Below are 24,889 nucleotides of genomic sequence, written 5' to 3' on the forward strand. Positions count from 1 at the left end.
CTCGGGTGTTTGTGGATGGGTTCGCGCATTCGGATGGGTTGGCGCGGTTGGTCGCGGTGGATCACCGGGGCCCGGTCGAGTCTCCGGACGCAGAGTTTCCGTTGTATGCCACGACGGGTCGGGTATTGGCGCACTACCAGTCGGGTGCGCAGACGCGGTTGGTCGGTGAACTGATGGCGGCGGCTCCGGAGGCGTATGTGGAGATTCATCCGGACACTGCGGCGCGGGCCAGTCTGGTCGATGGTGGGTTGGCGTGGGTGGTGTCGCGGCGTGGGCGGGTGCGGGCGCGGGTGCGGTGTGTTGGTTCGATGCGGCTGGATGTGGTGTTCGTGCCGTTTCACTTTCCTGGTGAGGGGCGGGCGAATCTGTTGACCAATCCGGCGTTGGATCCGACGAGTCGGATGCCGGAGTTCAAGGTGTGCGCGGTGCGGGTCGAGCCAGATCAGTCGGGTGAGCCGAGCGCGGGGAGGACGTCGTGACGCCGAGGCGGGTGGTGGTCGTCGGGTATGGCATGGCCGGTGCGCGGCTGGCCGACGAGGTTCGTCGCCGCGACCCTGATGGCGCGCGGGTGGCGTTGACGGTGGTGGGTGCGGAGCCGCATGCTGCGTACAACCGGGTGCTGCTGTCCAGCATGGTCGCAGGCAGCCTCACCGCCGACGCGGTGCGGCTGCACGGCCCCGGCTGGGCCGACCGGAACCGGGTCGACCTGAGCCTCGGCGTCACCGTGGTCGGCATCGACCGCGAGACGCGCAAGGCCCTGCTGTCCGACAGGTCCACTGTGGACTATGACGTGCTGGTGCTGGCCACCGGCGCGGAAGCGTGGCTGCCGCCGATCGAGGGACTGACCGACGGGAACGGCGATCTCGCTCGCGGCGTCGTGGCGTTCCGGAGCCTGGACGACTGCCGGCAGATCCTCGCGCTCGCTCGCCCTGGTGCGCCTGCGGCGATCCTCGGTGGCGGCCTGCTCGGCCTCGAGACGGCCAGGGGCCTGGCCGGTCGTGGTTGCCGGGTCACGGTCGTGCACCCGGCCGGCCACCTGATGGAGCGCCAGCTCGACCCCGGCGCCGGCCGAGTGCTGGCCGCATCCCTTGCCGCACACGGCATCGAGTTCCGGCTCGGCGTCCTGGCCACCGGCTACCGCGCAGGCGACGGGCTGGTGCTCGACGACGGCAGCCGCGTGCCGGCCGACCTGGTCGTCGTCTCGGCCGGGGTCCGCGCCGACACCGGGCTGGCCACGGTCGCCGGGCTGCGCGTCGACCACGGCATCCTCGTCGACGACTCGTTGCGCACCAACGATCCGCGCATCCACGCGATCGGCGACTGCGCCCAGCACACCGGCACGACCGCCGGCCTCGTCCAGCCCGCCTGGGAGCAGGCCGCCGTGCTCGCCGACCTGCTCACCGGGGCCGACCTCGGCTCCCGCTACCTCGGCACGCCAGCTGTCACCAAGCTGAAGATCCGCGATATCGAGCTGGCCGCGCTCGGCGAGGTGCACGCCGAGCTGGACAGCCCCGGCGCCGAGGTGCTGCGGCTGGAGGACCCGACACGAGGGCACTACGCCAAGCTCGTGCTGCGGGACGACCGGGTGGTCGGCGCGATCCTGCTCGGCGCGCCCGACGCGGCCGCGACCATCACCCAGCTCTACGACCGTGGCATCCCCGCCCCGACCGACCGGCTGGCCCTGTTGCTCGGCAGGGCGATGCCCTCGGGCACGCCGTCGAGCACACCGGCCGAACTGCCGGCCTCGGCCGTCGTGTGCCGCTGCAACACCGTCAGCAAGCGCCAACTGGTGGACGCCTGGCAGACAGGCGCGCAGAGCGTGCCTGAGCTGGTCAGCGACACCAGGGCGACCACGGGTTGCGGCAGCTGCCACGAGGTCGTCTGCGACCTGGCCGAGTGGCTCGCCGACCAGGACACCGCGACGGAACCGATCGCGTCGAAACCCGCCGCGTTCAGCACGACACCCAGGAGTTGATCAGATGAGCGACAGTTCCCGTCAACCCGACGACACGGCGGTGTCCGAGGGCGGGCAGGCACGCGGTGGTCGGCGCTGGATCCAGCGCTGGGAGCCGGAGAACCCGGAGTTCTGGGCCGGCACGGGTCGACGCATCGCCACCAGGAACCTGGTCTTCTCGATTCTGGCCGAGCACATCGGGTTCTCGATCTGGAGCCTGTGGTCGGTGATGGTGTTGTTCATGGGCCCCAAGTACGGCCTGTCCGCAGCGGACAAGTTCCTGCTGGTGTCCACCCCGACGCTGTTCGGCGCGCTCGCCCGCCTGCCCTACACCCTCGCGGTGACCAGGTTCGGCGGCCGCAACTGGACCATCATCAGCGCCGCACTGCTCCTAGTGCCCACCGCGCTCGCCGCGCTCGTCATGCACCCCGGCACCTCGCTGAACACCTTCCTCGTCGTCGCGGCGGTGGCCGGCGTCGGCGGCGGGAACTTCGCGTCCTCCATGACCAACATCAACTCCTTCTACCCCGAACACCGCAAGGGCTGGGCGCTGGGCCTCAACGCGGGCGGCGGCAACCTCGGCGTGGCCGTCGTACAACTGGTCGGACTGCTGGTACTCGGCACCGCCGGCGCCACCGAACCCCGCGTGGTCCTGTGGATCTACCTGCCGCTGATCGTGCTGGCCACGCTCGGCGCCGCGCTGTTCATGGACAACCTCGCCCCCGTCCGTGGCGACACCAGGGCCATGCGCGAGGTCGTCAAGGACGCCCAGACCTGGGTGATGTCGTTCCTGTACGTCGGCACGTTCGGGTCATTCATCGGCTACGGCTTCGCGTTCGGGCTCGTGCTCCAGAACCAGTTCGGCCGCACCCCCTTGCAGGCCGCCGCCCTCACCTTCCTCGGACCGCTGCTCGGCTCGCTGAGCCGACCGCTGGGCGGCAGGCTCTCCGACCGGATCGGCGGCGCGAAGGTCACCTTCGCCACCTTCGCGCTGATGGCCCTCGGCACGATCGCGACCATCATCGCCTCCAACCTCAAGTCCCTGCCGATGTTCGTCACGGCCTTCATCGCCCTGTTCGTGTTCTCCGGCATAGGCAACGGCTCCACCTACAAGATGATCCCCGCGATCTTCCGCGCCAAGGCCCGCGTCGCCATCGCCGAGGGCGAGCCTGAGGACACCGCGTACGCCCGCGCCCGACGCCTTTCCGGCGCCCTGATCGGCATCGCTGGGGCCGTCGGCGCGCTCGGCGGGCTGTTCATCAACCTCACGTTCCGCGCCTCCTTCGCCAACGCGCACAGCGGCGTCCCCGCATTCGCCGGCTTCCTCGCCTTCTACGCCGTCTGCTTCGTCGTCACCTGGGTCGTCTACCTGCGGCCAGGCTTCGCCACGACCCCGGTGTCCGCGCCGGCCACGGCCGACATCTAGAACACATCGCGTGGTGGTCCCATAACGCCGATCTCGGCCACGGCACTATTGGGACCACCACACGAACCCAGGGAGAGCCGTGATCACGATCGACGACGTTCGGGCCGCAGCCGACAGGTTGGCCGGCGTTGCGCACCGCACCCCGGTAGTCACCTCGCGGACCCTCGACGAACGGGTCGGCGCGCAGGTCTTCCTCAAGTGCGAGAACTTCCAACGCGTCGGCGCGTTCAAGTTCCGCGGCGCCTACAACGCCATCTCGCAGCTCCCGCAGGAGCAGTTGGCGCGCGGGGTCGTCGCCTATTCCTCCGGCAACCACGCGCAAGCGGTTGCGCACGCCGCCGCGCTGCTCGGCACCACTTCGGTGATCGTCATGCCGGAGGACGCCCCCGCGTCGAAGATCGCCGCCACCAAGGAGTACGGCGCCGAGGTCGTCACCTACGACCGCTACACCGGCGACCGCGTCGCCATCGGCGAATCCCTTGCCGAGGAACGGAGTCTCGCGCTCATCCCGCCCTTCGAGCACCCGCACGTGATGGCGGGCCAGGGCACCGCGGCGCTGGAACTCATCGAGGAGACCGGGCCGCTCGACGCGCTGGTGGTGCCGATCAGCGGCGGCGGCCTCATCGCGGGCAGCTCCGTCGCGGCGACCGCGCTGAGCCCCGGCATCCGCATCGTCGGGGTGGAGCCGGAGTCCGGCGACGACACCGCGCGGTCGCTCGCGGCCGGACACCGAGTGAGCGTCGACGTGCCGCACACGGTGGCGGACGGGCTCGCCGTCGACACACCCGGCGAGCTGACCTTCGAGGTCAACCGCCGCCTGGTGAACGAGATTCCGGTGGTGGCGGACGAGGACATCATCGCCGCGATGGCGTTCCTGTTCGAGCGGCTGAAGCTCGTGGTCGAGCCGAGCGGTGCGATCGGCGTCGCCGCGTTGCTGACCGGCCGCGTTCGCCTGCCTGGGCAACGCGTCGGCGTCATCCTGTCCGGCGGCAACATCAGCGTCGAGCGGTTCGCCGAACTGGTCACACGCCAGGAACGCTGAGGTGTCAGCGGGGACTCGGGTCAGCCCGGAAGTAGCTTGGCGGCTGCTGGCGCAGGGTAGTGGCCGCCCTGGCCAGGTCGCGTTCCGGGATTGCCGCTGACCCCGTGCTGATCTGGATGAGCCGGTCGCCTCTGCGGACGAGGTAGAGCGGCGCCCGCCCGTTGGGGGGTTTGTCGACCCGCCAGACGTCGGGGGCGACCGTGACGCACGGCAAGGCGGCCCCGCCGTTGCTCAAGTCTGGGGTCGCGCAGTCGGCCGGGGGGTTGAACCGCGCGGGCGCGGGCGTCTGGAACACCCCGATGTTCAGCGACTCGTCGGCCTGCTGGCGCGCCGACTTGGGCCGAAGCCAGAAGGCGAAGGAAGACCCGCTGTCGGCGTTGTACTCGATGATCGTGTAATCGGGCAGGTCCGGGGCGAACAGCGGATACTGGAAGGCCGCCAGTTGGGCGGCTTGCCGTGCGGCCTCGCGGGTGGCCTGGTCGGCCTCGCGGGCGGTCTGCTGCATCGGGCCCACCACCATCTGCGCCGGGATCAGCGCCACCACCCCCACCGCCACGATGATCCGCCAGCGCGGCCGGGCGCCGGGCCCGCCGACGAACGCGGCCGCCGCGTAGCCGCCGGCCGCCACCACGGTCACCGCGATCACCGTGGCCGCCTGCTGCCACTGGTCAAGGACTGAGGTATAGGGGGCGAGCATGGACATCCCCTGCGCCAGTGCCACCAGCGCCACTGGGGCCAGCAGGGCTGTCAGCCAGGGCTGCCTCACCCGCGCCACCAGCAGCAGCGGCCAGGACAGTGCCCAGGCTGCCAGCACAGCGACCGCTACCTCGCCCAGCGCCCCCAGCTCCTCGTTGCCGGGGATGGTGCTGGCGAACACGGTCACCGCCAGGCCGAGCACACCGCCGACAGCCGCGGCCCGAGCGCAATGCCCCGCCAGCCCACGCGCGGGCCGGGCCTGTTCGGCCGAACCGGCCGGTCGCTTGTCCACAGCGGGAATCCTCGCGCTTGCCCTCCGGGCCCAGCATCCGTGCAACTGCTCAATTCCCAGCCACGCCCAGCCCCGCCCGCATGGCCGGGCAACGCGCCGCCGAAGTACCGACAACTCCAGCCGGACGGGACATCAAGCCCTGCGGAGGTTGTCAGCGGCCTTGCGCTCGCACTGCGACCACAGTGGCGGCGGGCGCCCTGGGGAGACACCCGCCGCCTGCTCTGGTCGATCCTCAGTTCCGGCCCTCAGCGTCAGCCCTCAGCCGAGGCACTTCCCCCCGTGCAGCCTCGGCGGGGGCAGCGTGGGATCTTCGTTCGGCGTGCAGGCAGGACCGGTGTGGTGCGGCTGTCCCTCGCCCGGGTCGGGGATGGGAATGGTCGGCGGCGGGTTCTCCAACCCGGTCCCCGGCGCGGCTGGGTCGCTCGGCTGCGTTCCGGGAATCGGGTCCAGGTCGGGGTAGCCGGTGATCGGCGTGCCGGTGCCGGGACTGCCGGTGCCCGGGTTTCCGGTGGCCGGTGGGTTCGACGGGTCGGAGTACCAGGTCGGCGGCGGCTCGTTCGGGCTCGCGCCGCCGCCCCCACCGCCACCCGGGGTGGGCTGGGGCGGGGTCGGCGGCTTGTATACGAGCTTCAGCGACGTCGCGATGGTCTCGGCGTAGTACCTGGACAGCAGCGCGGTGCCGGAGGCGTTGGAGTGGAAGGACTCCTGCAAGGCGTTGGACAGGTTCGGCGCGCCGAACCGCAGTGTCAACCCGTTCACGTACGGGTCCGGGGTGCCGAGTTCGTGCCCCTGGTAGGCGCCCTGGATGTCGAGCAGGTCGGACTGGATACCGTGCGCCTGCATGATCTGCTGCGCCCGTCGCATCGATCCGGCGAGCTGCCCGGCGAGCGGCGCGAGCAGGTCGACCTCGCTGGAGTTGATGAAGGTCCCGGTGATGCCGGTCGGCACCTTGCCAGACACGAGGCCCGACGGGTAGCTGACCATCATGACCCGCGTGCCGTCCCCGGAGAACCGGTGGATATCCCGAACGATCTGGATGTAGCGGGACACCAACGTGCTCGGCACGCCGGGCCCGGTGTTGATGGCGTCCAACCACTCCGTGTCGTCCGACCTCGGCGCCAGCATCGGCGCGTACTGCTGGTCGAGAGCGCGCAACGGCCTCGTGTCGCTCAGCTTCACGGCGAGCTTGAGCCGGTCGGCGAAGCCGATGTCGTTGCCGCCAAGGCCGACAATCACCAGATCGGCGTGGTGGTCGGCACGGTCGGGCAGCAGGACGTCGCCCTGCGCCGGGTTGACTCGCCCCGCGTCGTTCTGCGGCACCCAGTAGTTCTTCGTCTCCGCACCGGACGACGCCTCGAACCGCACGTCGAACACGACGTCGGGGTTCTGCCTGCGCAGCTCCGCGATGGCGAGCAGCGCGGCGGAGTTCGCCGAGCGGTGCCGCCAGTCCTCGTCGTAGTCGCTCAGCTGGTAACCGGGCGCCGGCACCATCATCAGGGCTCCGCCGGGACCAACCTGGTACGACGGCGGCGGTGGCAGCACGCCGTGCGCGTTGTAGTAGGCGCCAGCGCCCTCGCCGGACATGTAGGAGTCGCCGATGATGACGATCCGGACGACGCGCTGGCCCGGTGTCGGTTGGGCGACACCGGTACCGAGCGCGGGACCGACACCGGGCCAGGTCGGCTGCGTCTGTGGCACCCCCGCGTTCACCAGGGTGCTGAGCGTGTCCTGGTCGCTCGGGATCACCGGTGGTGGCAACGGTTGCGGCCTCGGCGGCTGTGTGGGCGGCGGGTCGTCCCTGCCGGCGGGGGCCGTTGGGCACTTCCTGTCGACGGTGCACTGGGTCGGCGCCGGTGTGGCCAGTGCCGGCTGCGCCAGGGTCAGCGTCGCGCCGATGGCCAGCGCCGCGGCCAGCAGGCTCGGCGCTCGTCGTCTCCGTCTGTGCTCGTGCTGCATTTCCGCGTCTCCTGTGACCGATCGGGTCGCGTCGACGTGCCTTGTGGTCCCTGTGGGTGGCGTGCGCCGACGCCCGTCCGGACAATGATCTGGAGCGGGGATTGCGGGCGGATTGGGGTCGAATAGGAAGACCCTCGGGGGGACAGGTCGCATGGCTGGGTCCATGTCGTGGGCGGTGCTTGGGCCGATCGAGGTGCGGATCGACGACGACGTGCTCGATCTCGGCGGCGCGAAGCAGCGCGCGGTGCTGGCCGCGCTGCTGATCGGGGCGGGCGCCTCGGTCTCGGTGCACCGGCTCGTCGCGGACGTGTGGGGCGAGCGTCCGCCTGCCACGGCGGTCGGCACGCTGCGCGCCTACGTAGCGAACCTGCGGCGCGCGTTGGAACCTGACCGTCCCGCCCGCGCGCCCGGCACGATCCTGGTCAGCTCGCCGGCCGGATACCGCCTTTGCCTGCGACCGAACCAACTGGACGCGGCGCGGTTCGGCGCGCTCGTCGAGTCGGGCAGGACCGCGCTGGCCGACGGCCGCGCCGTCGACGCGCTCGGCGACCTGGACCGCGCGCTCGGCCTGTGGCGTGGGGCGGCCTACGCCGAGTTCGCCGGCGAGCCGTTCGCCGCCCCGGAGGCCGCTCGGCTCGAGGAGATTCGCCTTGCGGCACAGGAGGAACGGGCCGAGGCCGAGCTGTCCGCCGGCCGGGTCGAGGCGGCCGCGGCCGGGCTGCGGCTGTTGGTCGCCGGCGATCCCCTGCGCGAGCGACGCTGGGAGCTGCTCGCCCTCGCGCTGTACCGGGGCGGCCGGCAGGCTGAAGCGTTGGCCGCGCTGCGCGAGGCCCGCCGCGTCTTCGACGAGGAAATCGGCGTCGCCCCGGGTCCCCGGCTCGACCGGCTGGCGCACTCGATCCTGAACCAGGATCCGGAACTGCACGGCGCGCAGCGCCAACGGCCGTCGATTGTGACGACCGACGGCCTGGCCGGGCGTGCCGAGGTGACCGAGGGGATCGCCGAGGCGTTGGCGCGCGCGGCGGACGGCAGGGGCGGCCTGCTGCTGGTGACCGGAGAACCGGGCATCGGCAAGACCCGGGTCGCCGAGGCGGCGACCCGGCAGGCCGACGCGCTCGGCTTTGCCGTCGCCGTCGGACGCTGCCCCGACGACGAGGGCACACCGGCCCTGTGGCCGTGGATCTCGGTGCTGCGCAAGGTGATCGAGACCGGCGGCGCGCCGCTTGCCGAGCAGTCCGAGCGGTCCGGTGCGGCCGTCCTGCTCGGCACGGGCCAGCCGGCCAGGGCGGACGGGCGCGAACACGCCGCTGGCGCGAGGTCCCGGCTGCACGCGGCGGTCGTCGAGGTGCTGGCCGAGGCGGCCCGCCGCCGCCCCCTGCTGGTCGTGCTGGACGACCTGCACTGGGCCGACCAGGACTCGCTGCACGTGTTGCGGGTGTTGACCACGGTGCTGCCCGAGCTGCCGCTGCTGGTGCTGGTCACGTGCCGGGACGGCGCGGACCTGACCGGCCCCGCCGCCGAGCTGGTCGCCGCGTGCACCGGTCCGTCGACGAGCAGGTGGCCGCTGCGCCGGCTCACCGAACGGGACGTGGAACTGGTGCTGCGGCAGCGTTTCGGCGCCGACGTCGATCCGAGGGCCGCGCGGGTTATCCACCAACGCTGCGGCGGCAACCCGTTTCACGTGGTCGAGCTGGCGCGCCTGTTACCGACCGAGGACCTCGAGTCCCTGGCAGACGCGCTGCCACAGGGCACCAACGACTTGATCCGGCACCGGCTGCGGCGCCTGCCGCAGGGCGCCGAGCGGCTGCTGGCGACCGCGGCCGTGCTCGGCGAGGAGTTCGACTTCGCGGTGCTGGCGGAGGCCGGCGACCTGGATCCCGAGGCGCTGCTGGAAATCCTCGACACCTGCGTGTCCTGGGGGCTGGTCGTCGAGGTCGCCTCGGTCGGCCGCTACCGGTTCAGCCACGCCCTGGTGCGCGACACGCTGCGGCAGTCGATGCCGGGGCTGCGGCTGGCCCGCCTGCACGCGCGGGTCGCCGCTGCGCTGGCGCGCCGCGTGCCGCACGCCGCCCGCGAGTCCGGGGAACTGCTCGACGCGGTCGCGTTCCACTGGCTGGCCGCCGCGCCCGTCGGGCACGCCGAGGAGGCGATCGCGGCCGCGACAGCGGCGGTCGAACGGGCCGAACTCGTGCACGCCTACCAACACGCGGCCGGCCTGCTCGCCTCGGCCGTCGCGGTGATCGACCGGCACGCCGTCCCCCGCGACCCCGTCGGCACGCGACGGCTGTTCGAGCTGCTGGTGTGGCTGGGCCGGGTGTGCTGCCGGGGCGCGATGCAGCGGGAGGCGAAGAGCGCGCTGCACCGCGCGATCGGCCTGGCCAGGGACCTGGACGACCCGACGGCCCTCGCGGTGGCCGCGACCACGCACAGCGCCGAGTCGTTCGGATCCACCAGGGAGTACCGGTCCTGCGACCCGACGGTCGTCGCGGCGCTGCGCGACGCGCTGAGGCTGTTGCCGCCCAACGACTCCAGGCTGCGGTGCCTGTCCATGGCGGCCCTCGCGGTCGAACGCTACTTCGATGTGCGCCCCGACCTTCGCGAGCAGTCCGGTCACGCGGCCAAGGCCGTCGACATGGCGCGGCGGCTCGGCGACGACGACCTCCTGCTGCGCGCGCTTCACTTGCACGCCAACGCGATTCGCCATCCGGACACGCTCGCCAGGCGGCAGCGGATCGCCACGGAACTGGTGGCGCTGGCGACCGGGCCAGGAGTCGGCGGCGACTGGGTCCCCTCGGTGTTGCTGCGCCGCGCGCTGGTCACCATGGAGGCCGGCGACATGACCTCGGCGCAGGCCGACATCGACGCGTGCGCCGAGGCGAACCGGCGGGTCAGGCTGCCCGAGGTCGAGGTGCACCTGCGCTGGTGGGCGGCGCTGCGGGCCGGTCTCGCCGGGCGTGCCGAGGAGGCGGAAAGCCTGTCGCGGCAGGCATACGAGCTGCATCGGCACACGGTGTGGGGCGCGGGCCCCGCGTTGACCGCGCAGCTGGTGTCCTGGCGGTTGGACCAGGGTCGCTATGCGGAGGTCGCGGAGGCGCTGGTGGCGCACGAGGGTTCCGGCGACCCGATCACGAACGAACACCTCGGGCTGGCGCTGGCGCTACAGGGCAGGCTGGCGGAGGCGCGCCGGCACTGCCCGCCCGCCGCGCGGGCGCCGGAACCGCCGCACGACTGGCTGTGGCTGCTTCAGATGGTGGTCCGCGCCTACACGTGGGCGCTGTGCGGGGACGTCGCGTCGAGTCGGTGGGCGCTCGCGCGGCTGCTGCCCTACTCGGGCCGGACGGTCACCTGCGGGTCGGGGACGATCTGCTGGGGTTCCATCGACCACGTGCTCGGCGAACTCGCCGCGACGGCGGGCGACACCGCGCTGGCCACCAGGCTGCTGCGGCGGTCGGTGCGGCACAACGACGAACTAGGCTGCGTTCGCTGGCAGGAGCGATCCGTGGCGAGGTTGGCCGAACTGACCGCGGAGCCGCTGGGCGCTTAGACGGGTTTTTGGTCGCGTAACGTAGCTGCGCCATGCCGCGATCAGCAGAGGGTCGGGCCCCAGCCGGCATGGAGGCAGCAACATGCGCACGCCATCGACCGCCAGCAACCTTCGTCGCTTATGTGGCGCTTTTCTCCTTGCCTGCCTGGCACTTTCGGGCTGCAACGACGGCACTCCCGCGTCGACACCGACACCGAGCGCGGTCAACGGCGCGGCCGTCACCACGTCGACGTCGACGACCACTCCGATCTCGCCGGCGTCCACGCCGCAACAGAGCGCGACCACCACCACCGCCGCTCCCCCGCCGACCACCCAGGCACCGACCGCGGCGGCCAACCCACCGCCGACGACGCACGCCGCCCCGCCCGCTCCGACGACCAACGTCGGCGTCGGCGAGTGCGCGGCGAACGAATACCGCAACAGCAGCGGAAACTGCGTGCCCCGTCCGGTGCAGGCACCCGGCCCGCCTGCCGGCGCGACCGCCAGGTGCAGGGACGGCGAGTACAGCTTCAGCCAGCACCGTTCCGGCACCTGCTCGGGACACGGCGGCGTCGCGCAGTGGCTGTAGTCCCAACAGTCCCGGTAAGTCCTGATAGTCCTGACGAGACCGGAACCGGTGTCGGGGCGGGGCGAACTCGTTGCCCCGCCCCGACACCGCGCCCCGGTCATCAGGGTGCGACGAGCTGAATCTCCTGGTGCAGGCCACTCCAGTCGACGCTCGGGTAGAGGCTGACCTCGCCGTCGACCCAGCGGATGAGGATGTCGTTCGGCCTGCCGTTGCTGGCGAACGCGCCGGCCGCCACGACCGTGGCGTTGTTCCAGGACGTGTTCGGCGCGGCCACCGAGTACTCGCCATTGAACCCGGCGGTGTTCACGTCGGGGAACACCGAGAACGTCCCGTTGCCCCACCGCACCGCGAGATCCGCGGTGTTGTTGCCGGTGAACTCACCAGCCGTGAGCTGCACCGCGCCCTTCCACCGGTCATTCGGCGCGGCGAGCTGGGTCTCCGCGCCGAGGCCGTTCGCCCCGATGTTGCCGTACAACGACACCTCGCCGTCGCTCCACACGACGACCAGGTCGCCGCGCTGCGTGCTCGAGGTGTACTTGCCCGCGGTGAGCAGCTTCGAGTGGTTCTTCCAGAGGTCGTTCGGCGCGGCCAGCTGGACCTCGTCGTGGAAGCCGTTCTGGTCGACGTGCTTGTAGAGGGTCAGTTCACCGTCGGACCACCGCACCACGAGTCCGTCGCCGCCGTCGGCGAAGTGGCCGCCGGTCATCAGGATCGCGTGCGTCCACAGGCCGCCCGGCGCGGACAGCTGCATCTCGGACTCGAAGGGGTGCCGGCCGTCGTTGCTGGTGGAACCCCGGTAGAGGGTGACCTCGCCGTCGCTCCACCGGACGATCATGTCCATGTGCCGGCTGCCGCCCGCGGAGCCGCCGGTGTAGTAGCCCGAGGTGATCAGGTCCGCGTGCTTCCAGGTCGCGCCGGTGCCCATCGAGTACGGCGGCGGCGGGCCGTTGGTGGCCGCGACCGCCCTGTCGTACGCGACCTGCACGCCGTTGCCGAAGTTGATGCTGTAGTTGTTCGGGTCGCTGTCGGGCAGGCTCTGCCCGTAGCCGCCGATCACGCCGATGACGTCCATGGTGCCGCGCACGATCCAGGGGCCGCCGCTGAAGCCGCCCGGGATCTTGAGGCACTGGAGGGTGATCCACGACTGCTTGTAGGCGCTCGCGGTGGCGTCACACTTGTACGGCTTCTTCTGGTAGTCCGTGTGCGTGGCGCCGGGATAGCCGACCACGGTCACCGGCTGCGGCAGCGTCGTGTTGACCCGCAGGTGCAGCGCGGAACCCGCGGTCTGCTGCACGCTCTGGCCGGCGTGCGACTCGACCATGGCGAACGCGACGTCGTAGGGCGAACCGCCGCCACTGGGGTCGCCGCCCGGCCAGCCGTCCGGCACGAACGACGTGCCGATCGTCTTCCACACCCCGTATGGCGCGACGCCGTCGTGATAGCCGGGCGCGAAGGTCATGCCGGACTTGCCGGCCATGCAGTGCGCGGCACCCATGATCAGGTTGCCGTGCGGGCTGTCCACGATGCTCGCGGAGCAGTTGTGGTCGGAGATCGGGCCGCCGCCGGTGGTCAGCGCGCCCACTGCTGGCATGCCGCCGAACGGGCTGGTCGTCGGCGTTCCCGCGGCCTCGGCCGCGCCGCTCGCCGAGACCAGGCCCACCACCATCAGCAACGCGGCGCCCCAGCGCGCAGCGGTGATTCGAGACATCGGCAAGGTCCTCCAATCATTGATCAACTGGAATTTGACCCTACAAGCGCCTCATCCTCCGCACCCCTGGTTCCGGTAAATATCCAACCAGGGCAAGCAGTTCGAACATCCGTCACGACTGCCGCTTTCGCGAGATTAGTCCGATCAGTGCTGTCCTCGGGCGTCACCCGGCAACCGGGAGGTCAGTCCCGCGAACCGCCAAGAAACGCCAGGGCGTCCCGCCACGCCTCGGCGGCCTCGCCCGGCGCGTGCCGAGGGTCGGTGGCGTCGAGGGCGAACCCGTGTTCGAGGCCGTCGAACACGACGACCTTCCCGCGTTCGTGCCCGCCATCGAGCGCGTCGCGCAGCCGCCGGAGGGCGTCGGGCGGGGTGAGCGAGTCACTCGCGCCGTAGAAGCCGAGCCACGGCACGGACAATCGCCGCGCCAGCACGACCCCGGCCGGCATGTCGGGCCAGTACGGGTCGACCAGGCCGCCGCCGTAGAAGGTGACGGCCGCGTCGATGTCGAGGGTCGCGGCGGCCCACAGGGCGATCGCCCCGCCCATCGAGTACCCGAGCACGCCGACCCCGGGGACGCCCTCGGCACGCAGCCAACCGATCGCGTCGTCGAGCACCCGCCGAATGCCGGCGATGTCGAGACCGTCGCGCCACCGGCTCGCCCGCGCGTAGTCGGCGGTCGGCGATCCGTCCCTCACGGCGTAGAAGTCAGGCACCGCAACGAGAAACCCCGCCGAGGCGAGCCGCCGAGCGGCGACGAGCAGCGGTTCGGTGACGCCCCAGATCTCGTGGCAGACCACCACGCCACCGACGACCCGACCGGCCGGCCGGAACGTGACACACCCGACGCCGGCAGGATCCCCCGACGGCATCGACCTATCCGTCGACATCGTCCGCCGCGAGGTAGACCCAGGCCTCGATGCCGGAGTCGAGCCGGACGAGCACCCGGCGGTAGTCGTCCACCTCGTAGTCGTCCGCGGCGGCGAGTTCCGTTGCCGTGATCACGAAAACCGTGCCGGCGACGAGATCACCGATGTCGCCGGTCGACACGACGATGGGGTGCCGGTCGGAGCCGCTCGCGGCGATGACGTCGGGGTCGGTGATGGTGACCCAGTCCGTGCGATACCCCGGAAGCGCGTCGGGGCCGCCGTTGAGAAGCCTGCCGAAGTTCGACAGCTGCACCTCAGGCTGTTGCAGGGTGCCGTAGGAGAACAGCCGTATCGCCCCGGACGGATCGTCCTCGATCAACTCGGTCACCGCAGAAACGCTATCAGGGCACGATTCCGGCAGCGGATGCCCCGAATTCACCGCAACCCTGAACACTCTGCACACAAAATACCCCCAAAGCACACAATATGCATAGCTACACACACTGTGCACGTACTCCGCGAACCAGACAATCAGACCGGTCATGAATCGAGAAGCGAGGTCCCCGGGCCGCAGCTAGCGTGACAGCCACGGACATCGCCAGTCACGCGGACTTCGTCTCGCGCGATGACCAGGACCCACGACCCGAGGAGTGATCATGACCGACTCGTCCACCCAGGGAATCAAGACCGTGCTGCACCCCGTGTCCGACCTGGCGAAGGCCACGCCGGTGTACGCCGCACTGCTCGGCGTGCCGCCGCTGAACGAGGGGTCCTACTACGTCGGCTTCGAGGCGGCGGGCCAGCACATCGGGCTGGTGCCGAACGGTGGCCCGCAGGGCATGACCGGTCCGGTGACCTACTGGCACGTGCCGGACATCGAGGCGAGACTGGCCGAGGTGATCGCCGCGGGCGCCACCGTGAAGGAGCCCGCGCACGACGTCGGCGGCGGCCGCCTGGTGGCCACCGTCACCGACCCCGACGGCAACGTCCTCGGGCTGCTTCAGGACAGCTAGCCTCCGCCGCACGGACCGACGCCGACGAGAACCAGACTCACCGCTCGAGACCGATCAGATCGGGCCAGGCGACGCCGACGAAGACAGCGCAAGGCGGTCAGCCCAACAAGCAGGCAGCCCAACAAGATGGAGACACAATGAGCACGGCCACCAGGAAGAACACGAAGAACACGCAGTCGCCTGCGCTGCACGGTGCCGACAGCCACGATCTGATCCGCGTGCACGGCGCGCGCGTGAACAACCTCAAGGACGTCAGCGTCGAGATCCCGAAGCGCAGGCTGACGGTGTTCACCGGCGTCTCCGGCTCCGGCAAGAGTTCTCTGGTGTTCGGCACGATCGCCGCGGAGTCGCAGCGGCTGATCAACGAGACCTACAGCGCGTTCGTGCAGGGCTTCATGCCGACGCTGGCGCGGCCCGAGGTCGACGTGCTGGAGGGGCTGACGACCGCGATCATCGTGGACCAGCAGCGGATGGGTGTCGACACTCGCTCCACGGTCGGCACCGCCACCGACGCCAACGCGATGCTGCGCATCCTGTTCAGCCGGCTCGGGCGGCCGCACATCGGCTCGCCCAAGGCGTTCTCCTTCAACGTCGCCTCGATCAGCGGGGCCGGCGCGGTCACGCTCGAACGCGGCGGGAAGACCGTGAAGGAGCGGCGCACCTTCAGCATCACCGGCGGCATGTGTCCGCGCTGCGAGGGCAGGGGCTCGATCACCGACTTCGACCTGTCCCAGCTCTACGACGACAGCAAGTCGATCAACGAGGGCGCGCTCACGATCCCCGGCTACAGCGTCGACGGCTGGTTCGGTCGCATCTTCGGCGGCTCCGGCTTCATCGACCCGGACAAGCCGATCCGCAAGTACACCAAGGCCGAACTGCACAACCTGCTGCACAAGGAACCGACCAAGATCAAGGTCGACAACATCAACCTGACCTACGAAGGTCTCATCCCGAAGATCCAGAAGTCGTTCCTGTCCAAGGACGTCGACGCGCTCCAGCCGCACATCCGCGCCTTCGTCGAGCGGGCGATCACGTTCACGGTCTGCCCTGACTGCGAGGGCACCAGGCTCAGCGACGCGGCCCGATCGTCGAAGATCAACGGGGTCAGCATCGCCGACGTCTGCGCGATGCAGATCAGCGACCTCGCCGAGTGGGTGCGGGAGCTGGACGAACCGTCGGTCGCGCCGTTGTTGGCGACGCTGCAACACACCCTCGACTCGTTCGTCAACATCGGGCTCGGCTACCTCGGCCTCGACCGCTCGTCCGGCACGCTCTCGGGCGGCGAGGCGCAGCGCACCAAGATGATCCGCCACCTCGGGTCCTCGCTCACCGACGTCACCTACGTCTTCGACGAGCCGACGATCGGGCTGCACCCGCACGACATCCAGCGGATGAACGAGCTGCTGCTTCAGTTGCGGGACAAGGGCAACACCGTGCTGGTCGTCGAGCACAAGCCGGAGGCGATCGCGATCGCCGACCACGTCGTCGATCTCGGTCCCGGCGCGGGATCGGCCGGCGGCACGGTGGTGTTCGAGGGCACCGTCGAGGGGCTGCGGGCCGGCGGCACGCTGACCGGCCGACACCTGGACGACCGGGCCGGCCTGAAGCCGTCGGTGCGGACGCCGTCCGGCGCGCTGGAGGTGCGCGGCGCCAACACCCACAACCTCAGGGACGTCGACGTCGACATCCCGCTCGGCGTGCTGACGGTGGTGACCGGCGTGGCCGGCTCCGGCAAGAGCTCCCTGATCCGCGGCTCGGTTTCGAGCCGGGACGGGGTGGTGTCGGTCGACCAGGCGGCGATCAAGGGCTCGCGGCGCAGCAACCCGGCCACCTACACGGGCCTGCTCGACCCGATCCGCAAGGCCTTCGCGAAGGCCAACGGCGTGAAGCCGGCGCTGTTCAGCGCGAACTCCGAGGGCGCCTGCCCGAACTGCAACGGCGCCGGCGTCATCTACACGGACCTGGCGATGATGGCCGGCGTCGCCACCATCTGCGAGGAGTGCGAGGGGAAGCGGTTCCAGGCTGCGGTGCTGGACTACCACCTCGGCGGCCGCGACATCAGCGAGGTGCTCGCGATGTCGGTGTCCGACGCCGAGGAGTTCTTCGGCGAAGGAGAGGCGCGCACGCCGGCCGCGCACGCCATCCTCGGCAGGCTCGCCGACGTCGGGCTCGGCTACCTCGTCCTCGGCCAGCCGCTCACCACGCTGTCCGGCGGCGAGCGGCAGCGGCTCAAGCTGGCCACGCGCATGGCCGAGAAGGGCGGCGTCTACGTCCTCGACGAGCCGACCACCGGCCTCCACCTCGCCGACGTCGAGCAGCTGCTCGCCCTGCTCGACCGGCTCGTCGATGCCGGCAAGTCGGTCATCGTCATCGAGCACCACCAGGCGGTGATGGCGCACGCCGACTGGATCATCGACCTCGGTCCCGGCGCAGGTCACGACGGCGGCCGGATCGTCTTCGAGGGCACCCCGGCGGACCTCGTCGCCACCCGCTCCACCCTCACCGGCGAACACCTCGCGGCGTACGTCGGCGGCTGACCGAGGCGCTGGCGCACACCGCGTGACGGTCGGCCAACGCGTGCCGGGCCAACCTCCCCATGGCCCGGCACGCGTTGGCCGCCCTCGCCCACCCGACGCCGTTCGGTTCCGGCGGCGGCACCGTGTTCGCGTCCGCCGATGTCCCGAAAGGCAGACTGGCGGAGTGATCACCACGGGGTTTCGGCAGCAGGTCCGGCTGGCCCGTCGAGCGACCGGCACGTTGCTCGCCGGGCTGCTGGTCGGGCTGTTCGCTCTGCTTCTGTTGGTGGCCTGGGTGTTGGCGGCCGCGTTGAGCGTGCTTGGCGTCGGGCTGCCCCTGCTGCTCGCGGTGTCCACCGCGACCAGGCGGCTCACCGGGTGGGAACGGCGGCGGCTGGGGCGGGTGCTCGATCGGTTGGTGCCGCAGCGGTATCGCGAGTCTCCTGACGCGACCGTGCTGGCCCGCGTGCGGACGCGGCTCGGTGACTCGGCGACCTGGCGGGACGTCGGTTGGCTGCTGGTCGCCGCGACCGTGGGACTCCTCCTCGGGGCGGCCGTGGCCTATCTCGCGCTCAGCGCGGTGAATGCGATCTCCACGCCGCTGTGGTGGTGGCTGCTGGCGCCGGGGGATCCGGTCACGCCGTTGCCCGGGGTGGCCGTGACGAGTTGGCCGCGTGCGGTGGCGACGCCGGCGATCGGGTTGGCGTACCTGGCAATACTGCTGTTCAGCCCCCGGGTCGGCGAGTTGTACGCGGCGTGGGGCGCGCGGGTGTTGGCTCCGGCGCGGTCGGCGTCGTTGGCGGAACGGGTGGACTACCTGTCGCGCACCCGCGCCGAGGTGCTCGAGGCGCACGGCACGGAGTTGCGCAGGATCGAACGCGATCTGCACGACGGGCTTCAGGCCAAGCTGGTCAACGTGAGTGTCTACTTGGGACTGTTGGACCAGGCGTTGGAAGCAGAGCATCCGGTGCGGAAGTTCGCCGAACCCGCGAGGAACCAGATCCAGGCCGCGCTCGTCGAGCTTCGGGCCGTGGTCCGCAGCATCTACCCACCGATCCTGTCCGACCGGGGGCTGGTCGGGGCGTTGCGGTCGCTGGCAGACGACTGCGCGGTGCCGTGCGAACTGGTCGCCGACGACGTCGGTGACCTGCCGGCGGCGGTGGAGTCCTCGGCCTACTTCGGCGCCAGCGAAGCAGTGACCAACGCGGTACGACACGCGCGTCCGACACTGGTCCGGATCATCGTGCGGCGGTCACCGGACACGCTGGTGATTCGCGTGGTGGACAACGGTTCCGGCGGGTTGACGGACGTGCTGCGGGACGGCGCGACGGGCACCGGGATCGCGGGCATCCGGACCAGGATGCGCGCGTTCGACGGTACATTCACCGTCGTCAGTCCGGTCGGCGGTCCGACCGAGGTGCGGATGGAGTTGCCATGCGGGTGGTGATCGCCGAGGACGAGCCGCTGTTCCGGGAGGGCGTGTCCATGGTGTTGGGCGGCCACGGCTTCGACGTGGTCGCGGCCGTCGCGGACGCCGAGGCGCTCACCACGGTCCTCGCGGTGGACCGGCCGGACGTGGTGATCACCGATGTTCGGCTGCCCCCGGGGTACCGCGACGAGGGCCTGCGGGCGGCGATCGCGGCACGCAGGCGGCATCCCGGGCTCCCCGTGTTGGTGCTGTCGTCCTATGTGGAGAAGGAGTACGCCCGCGAACTGCTCTCCGACGGCCACGGCGGGGTCGGGTACCTGTTGAAGGACCGGGTCGCCGACGTCGCGGGGTTCGCCAGGTCGGTGCGGCGGGTGGCCGAGGGCGGCACGGCGATCGACGCTGAGGTGGTGGCCCAGCTCGTGACGAGGACCCTGCCGGACCCCATGGCCGCGCTCACCGCGAGGGAACGCGAGGTGCTCGCGTTGATGGCGGAGGGGCTGGACAACGCGGACATCGCCGAACGGCTCGTGGTGACCGAGCGGGCGGTGCTCAAGCACGTGGGGAACGTCTTCGCCAAGCTGGATCTCGCGCCGGCCGGCGCGGGGCACCGACGGGTCCGGGCGGTGCTCGCCTACCTCCGCCAACGCGACTGACCGGTGCCTCGTGGTGTCGTCCGCTACACCATGAACCGGCGTGCGCGCACCGCTGTGTCGCGCGGTCACCGTTCGTAGTGTCGGTACCGATCTCGTGGTCACGGGATCGGTACCGACACGGAGGACGACGGTGAGCGACCAGAGCGACAGGAACGGATCGTCCAGCCCATCCGGCTGGACACCGCCGAAGGAACGCCCGGTGTGGCCGTGGGTGCTGCTGACGGTGGTCGTGATCGGGATCGTGATCAACGTGGCACTGACGGTATGACCGGCGGCTCGACGGCGCTGCGGCTCAGCGGAGTGTCCAAACAGCACGGTCGTGGTCCCCAGGCGGTCCGCGCGCTCGACGGGATCGACTTCCAGGTGGCACAAGGAAGTTTCGTCGCGGTGATGGGCCCGTCCGGTTCGGGCAAGAGCACGCTGTTGCAGTGCGCAGCCGGCCTGGACCGGGTCAGCACCGGGACCGTGCGGATCGGCGAGGTCGCCGTCTCCGAGCTGGACGAGAGCCAGCGGGCCATGCTGCGCCGGGATCGCGTGGGATTCGTGTTCCAGCACTACAACCTGTTGCCGGGACTGACCGCGGCACAGAACATCGAGGTGCCGGCCAGGCTCGCCGGCCGCAGGGCCAACCCGGCGGTGATCGACGATCTCGCGGCCAGGGTCGGGATCGTCGACCTGTTGAGGCGGCGGCCGGCCCAGCTGTCCGGTGGCCAACAGCAGCGCGTCGCCATCGCCAGGGCGCTGGTGACCGGCCCCGAGATCGTGTTCGGCGACGAGCCGACCGGCGCCCTCGACACCGCCGCAGCCCGCCAGGTGCTGACGCTCATGCGGGATCTCGTGCACCGCGAACGGCAGACCATCGTGATGGTGACCCACGACCCGGTCGCCGCCGCACACGCGGACCGGGTCGTGTTCCTCGCCGACGGGCGCATCGTGGACGAGGACGAGAACCCCTCCGTCGACGGGGTGCTGCGCCGGATGTCCCGGCTGGAGAAGCCCCGATGCTGACCCTCGTGCTCGCGCTACGCCGGCTCGGCGGCAACGGCGCAACGCTGCTCGCGCTGGTGGCGACGAGCGTCCTGCTCGCGGTGTCCGGATCGCTGCTGGCCACCGGTGTCACCGAACAGACCCCCGCGCAGCGGTACGCCGGGGCGGCCGTCGTGGTCGGCGGCGGCAGTTCGGCGGTCGTGCACCGGTCCGGCAAGGACAAGGAGGTCGACCTGCCGGGCCCCCGGCCCGTGTCCCCCGAGGTCGTTGACGCGGTTCGCCGCCAGGTCCCCGGTGTGCCGGTGGCGACCGACGTGTCCGCCAGGGTGGCGGTCGGCTCGGCGGGGAACTGGACCGCGGTGACGGCACACGGCTGGTCCGCGACGCGGTTGGGTCCGATCCGGCTCGTCGCGGGCGCCGAACCCGTTGGCGCGGACCAGATCGCGGTGGACGACTCGTTCGGCTGGGCGCCGGGCACGGTCGTGCAGGTGCTCACCGACACCGGTCCACGCGACACCACGGTGGTCGGCAGGGTCGCGCTGGCGAACGGGACGAGCCCGCGCGAGCAGGCGATCTACCTCGCCGACGACGCGGCTGCGGCGCTGACCCGACGCGAGTCGATCACGGCCGTCGGAATCATCCCCGACCGAAACGACTTCGACGCCGACGCGACCGCCGAAGCCCTGCGCGGCACCCTCGCCAACGCGAACGTGGTGGTCGAGACCGCGGACCAGCGCGGCAGCGTCGAGTTCGCGGACCTGTCCCACGCGCGCGGCGAACTGCGCACGCTGTCCGGGTCGCTGGTGGCGATCGTGGTCCTGGTGACCCTGGTCGTCGTCGGCAGCACCTACGCGCTCGTCCTGTCCCGCCGCCGCAGAGACATCGCCACGCTCCGCGCGATCGGTGCCACGCCAAGGCAGATCCGCCACCTCGCGGTGGCCGAACTCGGGGTCGTCGGGCTCATCGCGGGCGTGCTCGGCCTGCTTCCGGCGGGGCTGGTGACCGCCGCGCTCGACGGGCTGTTGCGGGCGGTCGGGCTGCTTCCCGCCGACCTGCGGCTCGTGTCGGGACCCGTGCCGTCAGCGGTAGCGGTCGTCCTCACCACGGTCATCGCCGTGCTGACCGGGTGGGCCGCGGGCGGTCGAGCTGCCGCAGTCCCGGCAGCGGCCGGGATGGCCGCCGCCGGGAGCGAGGACCGGCGACCGCGCCGTTGGCTGTTGGTGTCGGGAGGTTTGCTCATCGCGCTTGGCGCCGCCGCTTCCCTGTTGCCGCTGCTGGTCGACGGCATCGTCGGGATGGCCGTGGCCGGTGGCGGCGGGCTGCTGCTCGTGGCCGGCGCCACGTTGGTGGCCAGACCGTTGGCGGGCCTGCTGTTCCGGTTCATGTCGAACCGCCTGCTGTCGTCCAGGACGCCGCATCGCTGGCTGGCCGGCGCGGGCATGTCCGGCCAGTCGGCCAGGCTCGCCGCCACGGTCGCACCGATCCTGCTGATGATCGGGATCTCGTTGGTACAGGTGCTGATTCCGTCCTCGCTGACCAGTGCGGCCCAGCAACAGGCCGCCGAGGGGCTTGGCGCGGACCGCGCCGTGGTCGGGTCGGGCTACGGCCTGCCCGCGACCGGCCACGGCCTCGGATCCAAGGCCCTGCCCGTCGCCCGACAACAGGTGGTCGGCGTCACCACGGTCCTTGGTGGACCTGAGGTCTTCAAGTACACCGCGACCGGGTTGCGCGGGGCCGCGACACCGACCCTGGACCTGGCGCTGCGGCCCGGCGGCACCTGGGATCCCGCGACACTGCTCGGCCCCGACCGCGTGGTGCTTGGCGGGATGACCGCGGCGACTCTCGGTGCCGAGGTCGGTGGTCGGGCCGAGTTCGTGCTCGCCGACGGCACCACGGTGACCCCGACTGTGGCAGGCGTGTTCGATCGCGGCCTCGGCCTGGGAGACGTGCTGCTCGACTACGCCACGCTCACCGCACACCGGCCAACCACCGGCCCGGCTGGCGATGCCGCCGACCTGGTGCTGTTGCCGCAGCGACCAGACCGATTGCCCTTCGGCCGGGAGGTGGCGGCGCCCGAGGCTTTCGACGCCGGCCAGAACGCGATGGTCAACGGCATCGCGGCGAGCACCATCCCGCTGCTGGCATTGTTCGGCTATATCGCGATATCCGTGGCCAACAGCCTCACGCTCTCGGTGACCAGCAAGGCCGACATGGTCACCATGCTGCGCAGGATCGGCGCCGACCGCGACCAACTGGCCCGATCCCTGACCATAGAGGGAATCGCCGTCGTGATCGCGGCCGTCACCCTCGGCACCGCGTCCGCCCTGCTCCCCATGACCACGGTCGCCGCCGCACTCACCGCGACGCCGTGGCCCACGGTTCCCCTGTGGTTCTACCTGACCGTGGTCACCGCGACGTCGGCGCTCGCCATGGCCTTCGTGGTCATCCCCGGACGCCTCATGCTGAACCAACACTTCCAGCGTGCTCGGCGGCCAGCTTGGCGACGACCTCGTCGGCATGCTCGACACCAGCCTCGATCAAACCACTCACGATCTCCGACGACGGCACCAGACAGTGCAGATCGAGAGCGGCCAGAATGACCGTCACCTGAAGCCTGTGCGCCGCATCGGCAGGCAGGACCCTGCTGGCAGCCACCGACATCTCAACCGAATCCCTGGACATAGCTGGAGACTAACCACGCCGCAAGCGAAACAAGCGTCCCCAACGAGTGAGAATCGTGTGACAGCAACAGAATCGCGCCATCCGAACTGAATCAACCGAGGCGCACCCCACCTTGCCGCCATGGACAACGCCCTACGGAACGGATTCCGGTGACGCCTCGACCAAGGTCCGCAGCGTCAGCGGCCGGGCCAGAATCCGGTCCAGGACCCGCTGCGCGTGACGCAGGTGCGGGGTGGTGAGGTGCTCGTCGAAGGCCTGCCGGTTCTCCCACCGCTCCACGACCACCATGCTGGCCGGGTCGTTGGGGTCGGCATAGGCCCGAAACGAGAGGCAGCCGGGTTCGTCCAGCGTTGGCTCGATCAGTGCCTCCAGCGCCGTGCGGAGCCGATCATGCTGGCCCGGTGCGGCGAGGAACTCGGCGATGACGAAGAAGGTCATGACCCGGCCCCCTTCACGCGTGGCGGGCGGGGCCGCTGCCCGCGCCCGAGACCGTGATCGCGGTGGCGATCTCCTCGATGTCGGCAGGGGTCAGCTCCAGCGAGCCAGCGCCGATCCAGCCGTCCACCTGGGCGGCCTTGCGGGCGCCCACGATCGCCCCGGTGATGCCGGGCCAGGCGAGCGCCCAGGCGATGGCCACCTCGGCCACGGTGCGCCCGTGGCGTTCAGCGATCGGCCGCAGCGCCTTGGCCAGCTCGAGGTTGGCGGTCAGGCCGGTCGTGAAGTCGTGGTGGGCGGTCCGCCAGTCCTCGGCGGGCAGGCCGGCCACCCGCTCGGCGGAGAAGGCGCCGGTGAGCAGGCCGGACTGTAGCGGCGAGTAGACGATGACGCCGGTCTCGTGTGCGCGTGCCCAGGCGATCTCAGCGGCGGAGGACCGGTTGATCGCCGAGAACGGCGGCTGGATGACGTCGACATGAGCGACCCGCTCGGCGGCCTCGAGCAAATCGGGCGTGTGGTTGGACAATCCGATGGCCCGGACCTTGCCTTCGGCCTTCAGGTCGGCCATCACCTGCCAGTACTCCTCAAGCGGGGTGGCGTTGGGCGAGACGGCGCCGAAGCCGCCGCCGGCGTACTCCAGCGACTCGCCGGTGTCGGGGTAGTGCACCTGGTACAGGTCGATGTGGTCGACCCCCAGTCGCCGCAGGGAGTCCTCGACCTCGCGGCGCACGCTGGCGGGCTTCATGATCCGCCGAGGCGCGGCCGACGGGTTCTCCGGATCCCAGACCAGGCCGACCTTGGTGAAGATGTACGGGCGATCGGCCTGCGGCAGGTCGGCGATGGCCTTGCCGACCAGTTCCTCCGAATGGCCGAGGCCGTAGACTGCGGCGGTGTCGATCCAGTTGACGCCCGCGTCGATCGCGTGGCGGATCGCGGCGACCGACTCGGCGTCGTCCGTGGCGCCCCAACTGAAGGTCCAGCCCGAGCCCGACACGGCCCACGAACCGAAGCCCAGTCGGGTGATCTCCATGCCGGTGCGGCCAAGTGTGACAGTCATGAGTGATGCGCTCCCGTGAATCGGAAACCCGGAACCGTTCCGGTGGAGACAACTTTCGGCGACTC

The 24,889-nt window shown here is 71.0% G+C and carries 20 protein-coding genes; 13 read left to right on the forward strand and 7 right to left on the reverse strand.

Annotated features, from left to right (window positions below):
* The 4 genes from F0L68_RS02490 to F0L68_RS02505 form a co-directional block, all read left to right on the forward strand.
* Positions 1-479 (forward strand): molybdopterin oxidoreductase family protein (locus tag F0L68_RS02490; RefSeq protein ID WP_276313819.1); only part of this gene is annotated, 479 nt, incomplete at its 5' end.
* Positions 476-1,975: an FAD-dependent oxidoreductase gene (locus F0L68_RS02495; RefSeq protein ID WP_149847751.1), complete on the forward strand. Its 1,500-nt coding sequence runs from the start codon at positions 476-478 to the stop codon at positions 1,973-1,975. The genes F0L68_RS02490 and F0L68_RS02495, both read left to right, overlap by 4 nt.
* A gap of 4 nt (positions 1,976-1,979) precedes the next feature.
* Entirely contained in the window at positions 1,980-3,380 is a 1,401-nt protein-coding gene (locus F0L68_RS02500; protein WP_149847752.1) for a nitrate/nitrite transporter, read from the forward strand.
* 79 nt (positions 3,381-3,459) lie between these two features.
* A complete protein-coding gene (locus F0L68_RS02505; RefSeq protein WP_149847753.1) occupies positions 3,460-4,422 on the forward strand; it encodes a threo-3-hydroxy-L-aspartate ammonia-lyase in 963 nt (320 codons plus the stop codon).
* Between the two features lie 4 nt (positions 4,423-4,426).
* On the opposite strand, the gene F0L68_RS02510 is transcribed toward F0L68_RS02505, so the two are convergent.
* Together F0L68_RS02510 and F0L68_RS02515 are read right to left on the reverse strand one after the other, a co-directional pair.
* Positions 4,427-5,410: a hypothetical protein gene (locus F0L68_RS02510; RefSeq protein ID WP_149847754.1), complete on the reverse strand. Its 984-nt coding sequence runs from the start codon at positions 5,408-5,410 to the stop codon at positions 4,427-4,429.
* Positions 5,411-5,668: 258 nt separating this feature from the next.
* Positions 5,669-7,366, reverse strand: coding sequence for an SGNH/GDSL hydrolase family protein (locus F0L68_RS02515; RefSeq protein ID WP_149847755.1), 1,698 nt, complete (start codon positions 7,364-7,366; stop codon positions 5,669-5,671).
* 151 nt (positions 7,367-7,517) lie between these two features.
* Here F0L68_RS02515 and F0L68_RS02520 point away from each other — a divergent pair, with 151 nt between their 5' ends.
* On the forward strand, positions 7,518-10,910 hold the full coding sequence (locus F0L68_RS02520; RefSeq protein ID WP_149847756.1) for an ATP-binding protein: 3,393 nt from the start codon (positions 7,518-7,520) through the stop codon (positions 10,908-10,910).
* A gap of 82 nt (positions 10,911-10,992) precedes the next feature.
* Positions 10,993-11,478: a DUF3761 domain-containing protein gene (locus tag F0L68_RS43250; RefSeq protein WP_223198427.1), complete on the forward strand. Its 486-nt coding sequence runs from the start codon at positions 10,993-10,995 to the stop codon at positions 11,476-11,478.
* A gap of 100 nt (positions 11,479-11,578) precedes the next feature.
* Here F0L68_RS43250 and F0L68_RS02530 read toward each other — a convergent pair whose 3' ends face one another.
* From F0L68_RS02530 to F0L68_RS02540, 3 genes are all read right to left on the reverse strand, one after another.
* Positions 11,579-13,186 carry a trypsin-like serine peptidase gene (locus F0L68_RS02530; protein ID WP_149847757.1) on the reverse strand — a complete coding sequence of 536 codons (1,608 nt, stop codon included), beginning with the start codon at positions 13,184-13,186 and terminating at the stop codon, positions 11,579-11,581.
* A 182-nt stretch (positions 13,187-13,368) separates the two neighbouring features.
* A complete protein-coding gene (locus tag F0L68_RS02535; RefSeq protein ID WP_188316352.1) occupies positions 13,369-14,055 on the reverse strand; it encodes a dienelactone hydrolase family protein in 687 nt (228 codons plus the stop codon).
* Between the two features lie 4 nt (positions 14,056-14,059).
* Positions 14,060-14,440, reverse strand: coding sequence for a gamma-glutamylcyclotransferase family protein (locus F0L68_RS02540; protein ID WP_223198428.1), 381 nt, complete (start codon positions 14,438-14,440; stop codon positions 14,060-14,062).
* 268 nt (positions 14,441-14,708) lie between these two features.
* Here F0L68_RS02540 and F0L68_RS02545 point away from each other — a divergent pair, with 268 nt between their 5' ends.
* The 7 genes from F0L68_RS02545 to F0L68_RS02570 all read left to right on the forward strand — a co-directional run bounded on the left by F0L68_RS02545 (position 14,709) and on the right by F0L68_RS02570 (position 23,250).
* Positions 14,709-15,065 carry a VOC family protein gene (locus F0L68_RS02545; RefSeq protein WP_149847760.1) on the forward strand — a complete coding sequence of 119 codons (357 nt, stop codon included), beginning with the start codon at positions 14,709-14,711 and terminating at the stop codon, positions 15,063-15,065.
* A gap of 137 nt (positions 15,066-15,202) precedes the next feature.
* On the forward strand, positions 15,203-17,602 hold the full coding sequence (locus tag F0L68_RS02550) for an ATP-binding cassette domain-containing protein (RefSeq protein WP_149847761.1): 2,400 nt from the start codon (positions 15,203-15,205) through the stop codon (positions 17,600-17,602).
* A gap of 163 nt (positions 17,603-17,765) precedes the next feature.
* Positions 17,766-19,028 (forward strand): sensor histidine kinase, encoded by a 1,263-nt coding sequence (locus F0L68_RS02555; RefSeq protein ID WP_188316353.1) that lies wholly within the window; start codon positions 17,766-17,768, stop codon positions 19,026-19,028.
* Positions 19,016-19,663 (forward strand): response regulator transcription factor, encoded by a 648-nt coding sequence (locus tag F0L68_RS02560; RefSeq protein ID WP_149847763.1) that lies wholly within the window; start codon positions 19,016-19,018, stop codon positions 19,661-19,663. The genes F0L68_RS02555 and F0L68_RS02560 overlap by 13 nt, the downstream gene beginning before the upstream one ends.
* A gap of 130 nt (positions 19,664-19,793) precedes the next feature.
* Positions 19,794-19,931, forward strand: coding sequence for a hypothetical protein (locus F0L68_RS42110; RefSeq protein WP_188316354.1), 138 nt, complete (start codon positions 19,794-19,796; stop codon positions 19,929-19,931).
* Positions 19,928-20,671 carry an ABC transporter ATP-binding protein gene (locus tag F0L68_RS02565; RefSeq protein ID WP_149847764.1) on the forward strand — a complete coding sequence of 248 codons (744 nt, stop codon included), beginning with the start codon at positions 19,928-19,930 and terminating at the stop codon, positions 20,669-20,671. The genes F0L68_RS42110 and F0L68_RS02565 overlap by 4 nt, the downstream gene beginning before the upstream one ends.
* Positions 20,665-23,250 carry an ABC transporter permease gene (locus F0L68_RS02570; protein WP_149847765.1) on the forward strand — a complete coding sequence of 862 codons (2,586 nt, stop codon included), beginning with the start codon at positions 20,665-20,667 and terminating at the stop codon, positions 23,248-23,250. Before F0L68_RS02565 ends, F0L68_RS02570 begins: the two co-directional genes overlap by 7 nt.
* A 214-nt stretch (positions 23,251-23,464) precedes the next feature.
* Here the strand turns inward: F0L68_RS02570 and F0L68_RS02575 are convergent, their stop codons facing one another.
* Together F0L68_RS02575 and F0L68_RS02580 are read right to left on the reverse strand one after the other, a co-directional pair.
* Positions 23,465-23,770: a putative quinol monooxygenase gene (locus tag F0L68_RS02575; RefSeq protein WP_149847766.1), complete on the reverse strand. Its 306-nt coding sequence runs from the start codon at positions 23,768-23,770 to the stop codon at positions 23,465-23,467.
* 13 nt (positions 23,771-23,783) lie between these two features.
* Entirely contained in the window at positions 23,784-24,824 is a 1,041-nt protein-coding gene (locus tag F0L68_RS02580) for an aldo/keto reductase (protein WP_149847767.1), read from the reverse strand.
* Between the last annotated feature and the right edge of the window lie 65 nt (positions 24,825-24,889).

This window comes from Solihabitans fulvus (assembly GCF_008386585.1).
Lineage (GTDB): Bacteria > Actinomycetota > Actinomycetes > Mycobacteriales > Pseudonocardiaceae > Solihabitans > Solihabitans fulvus.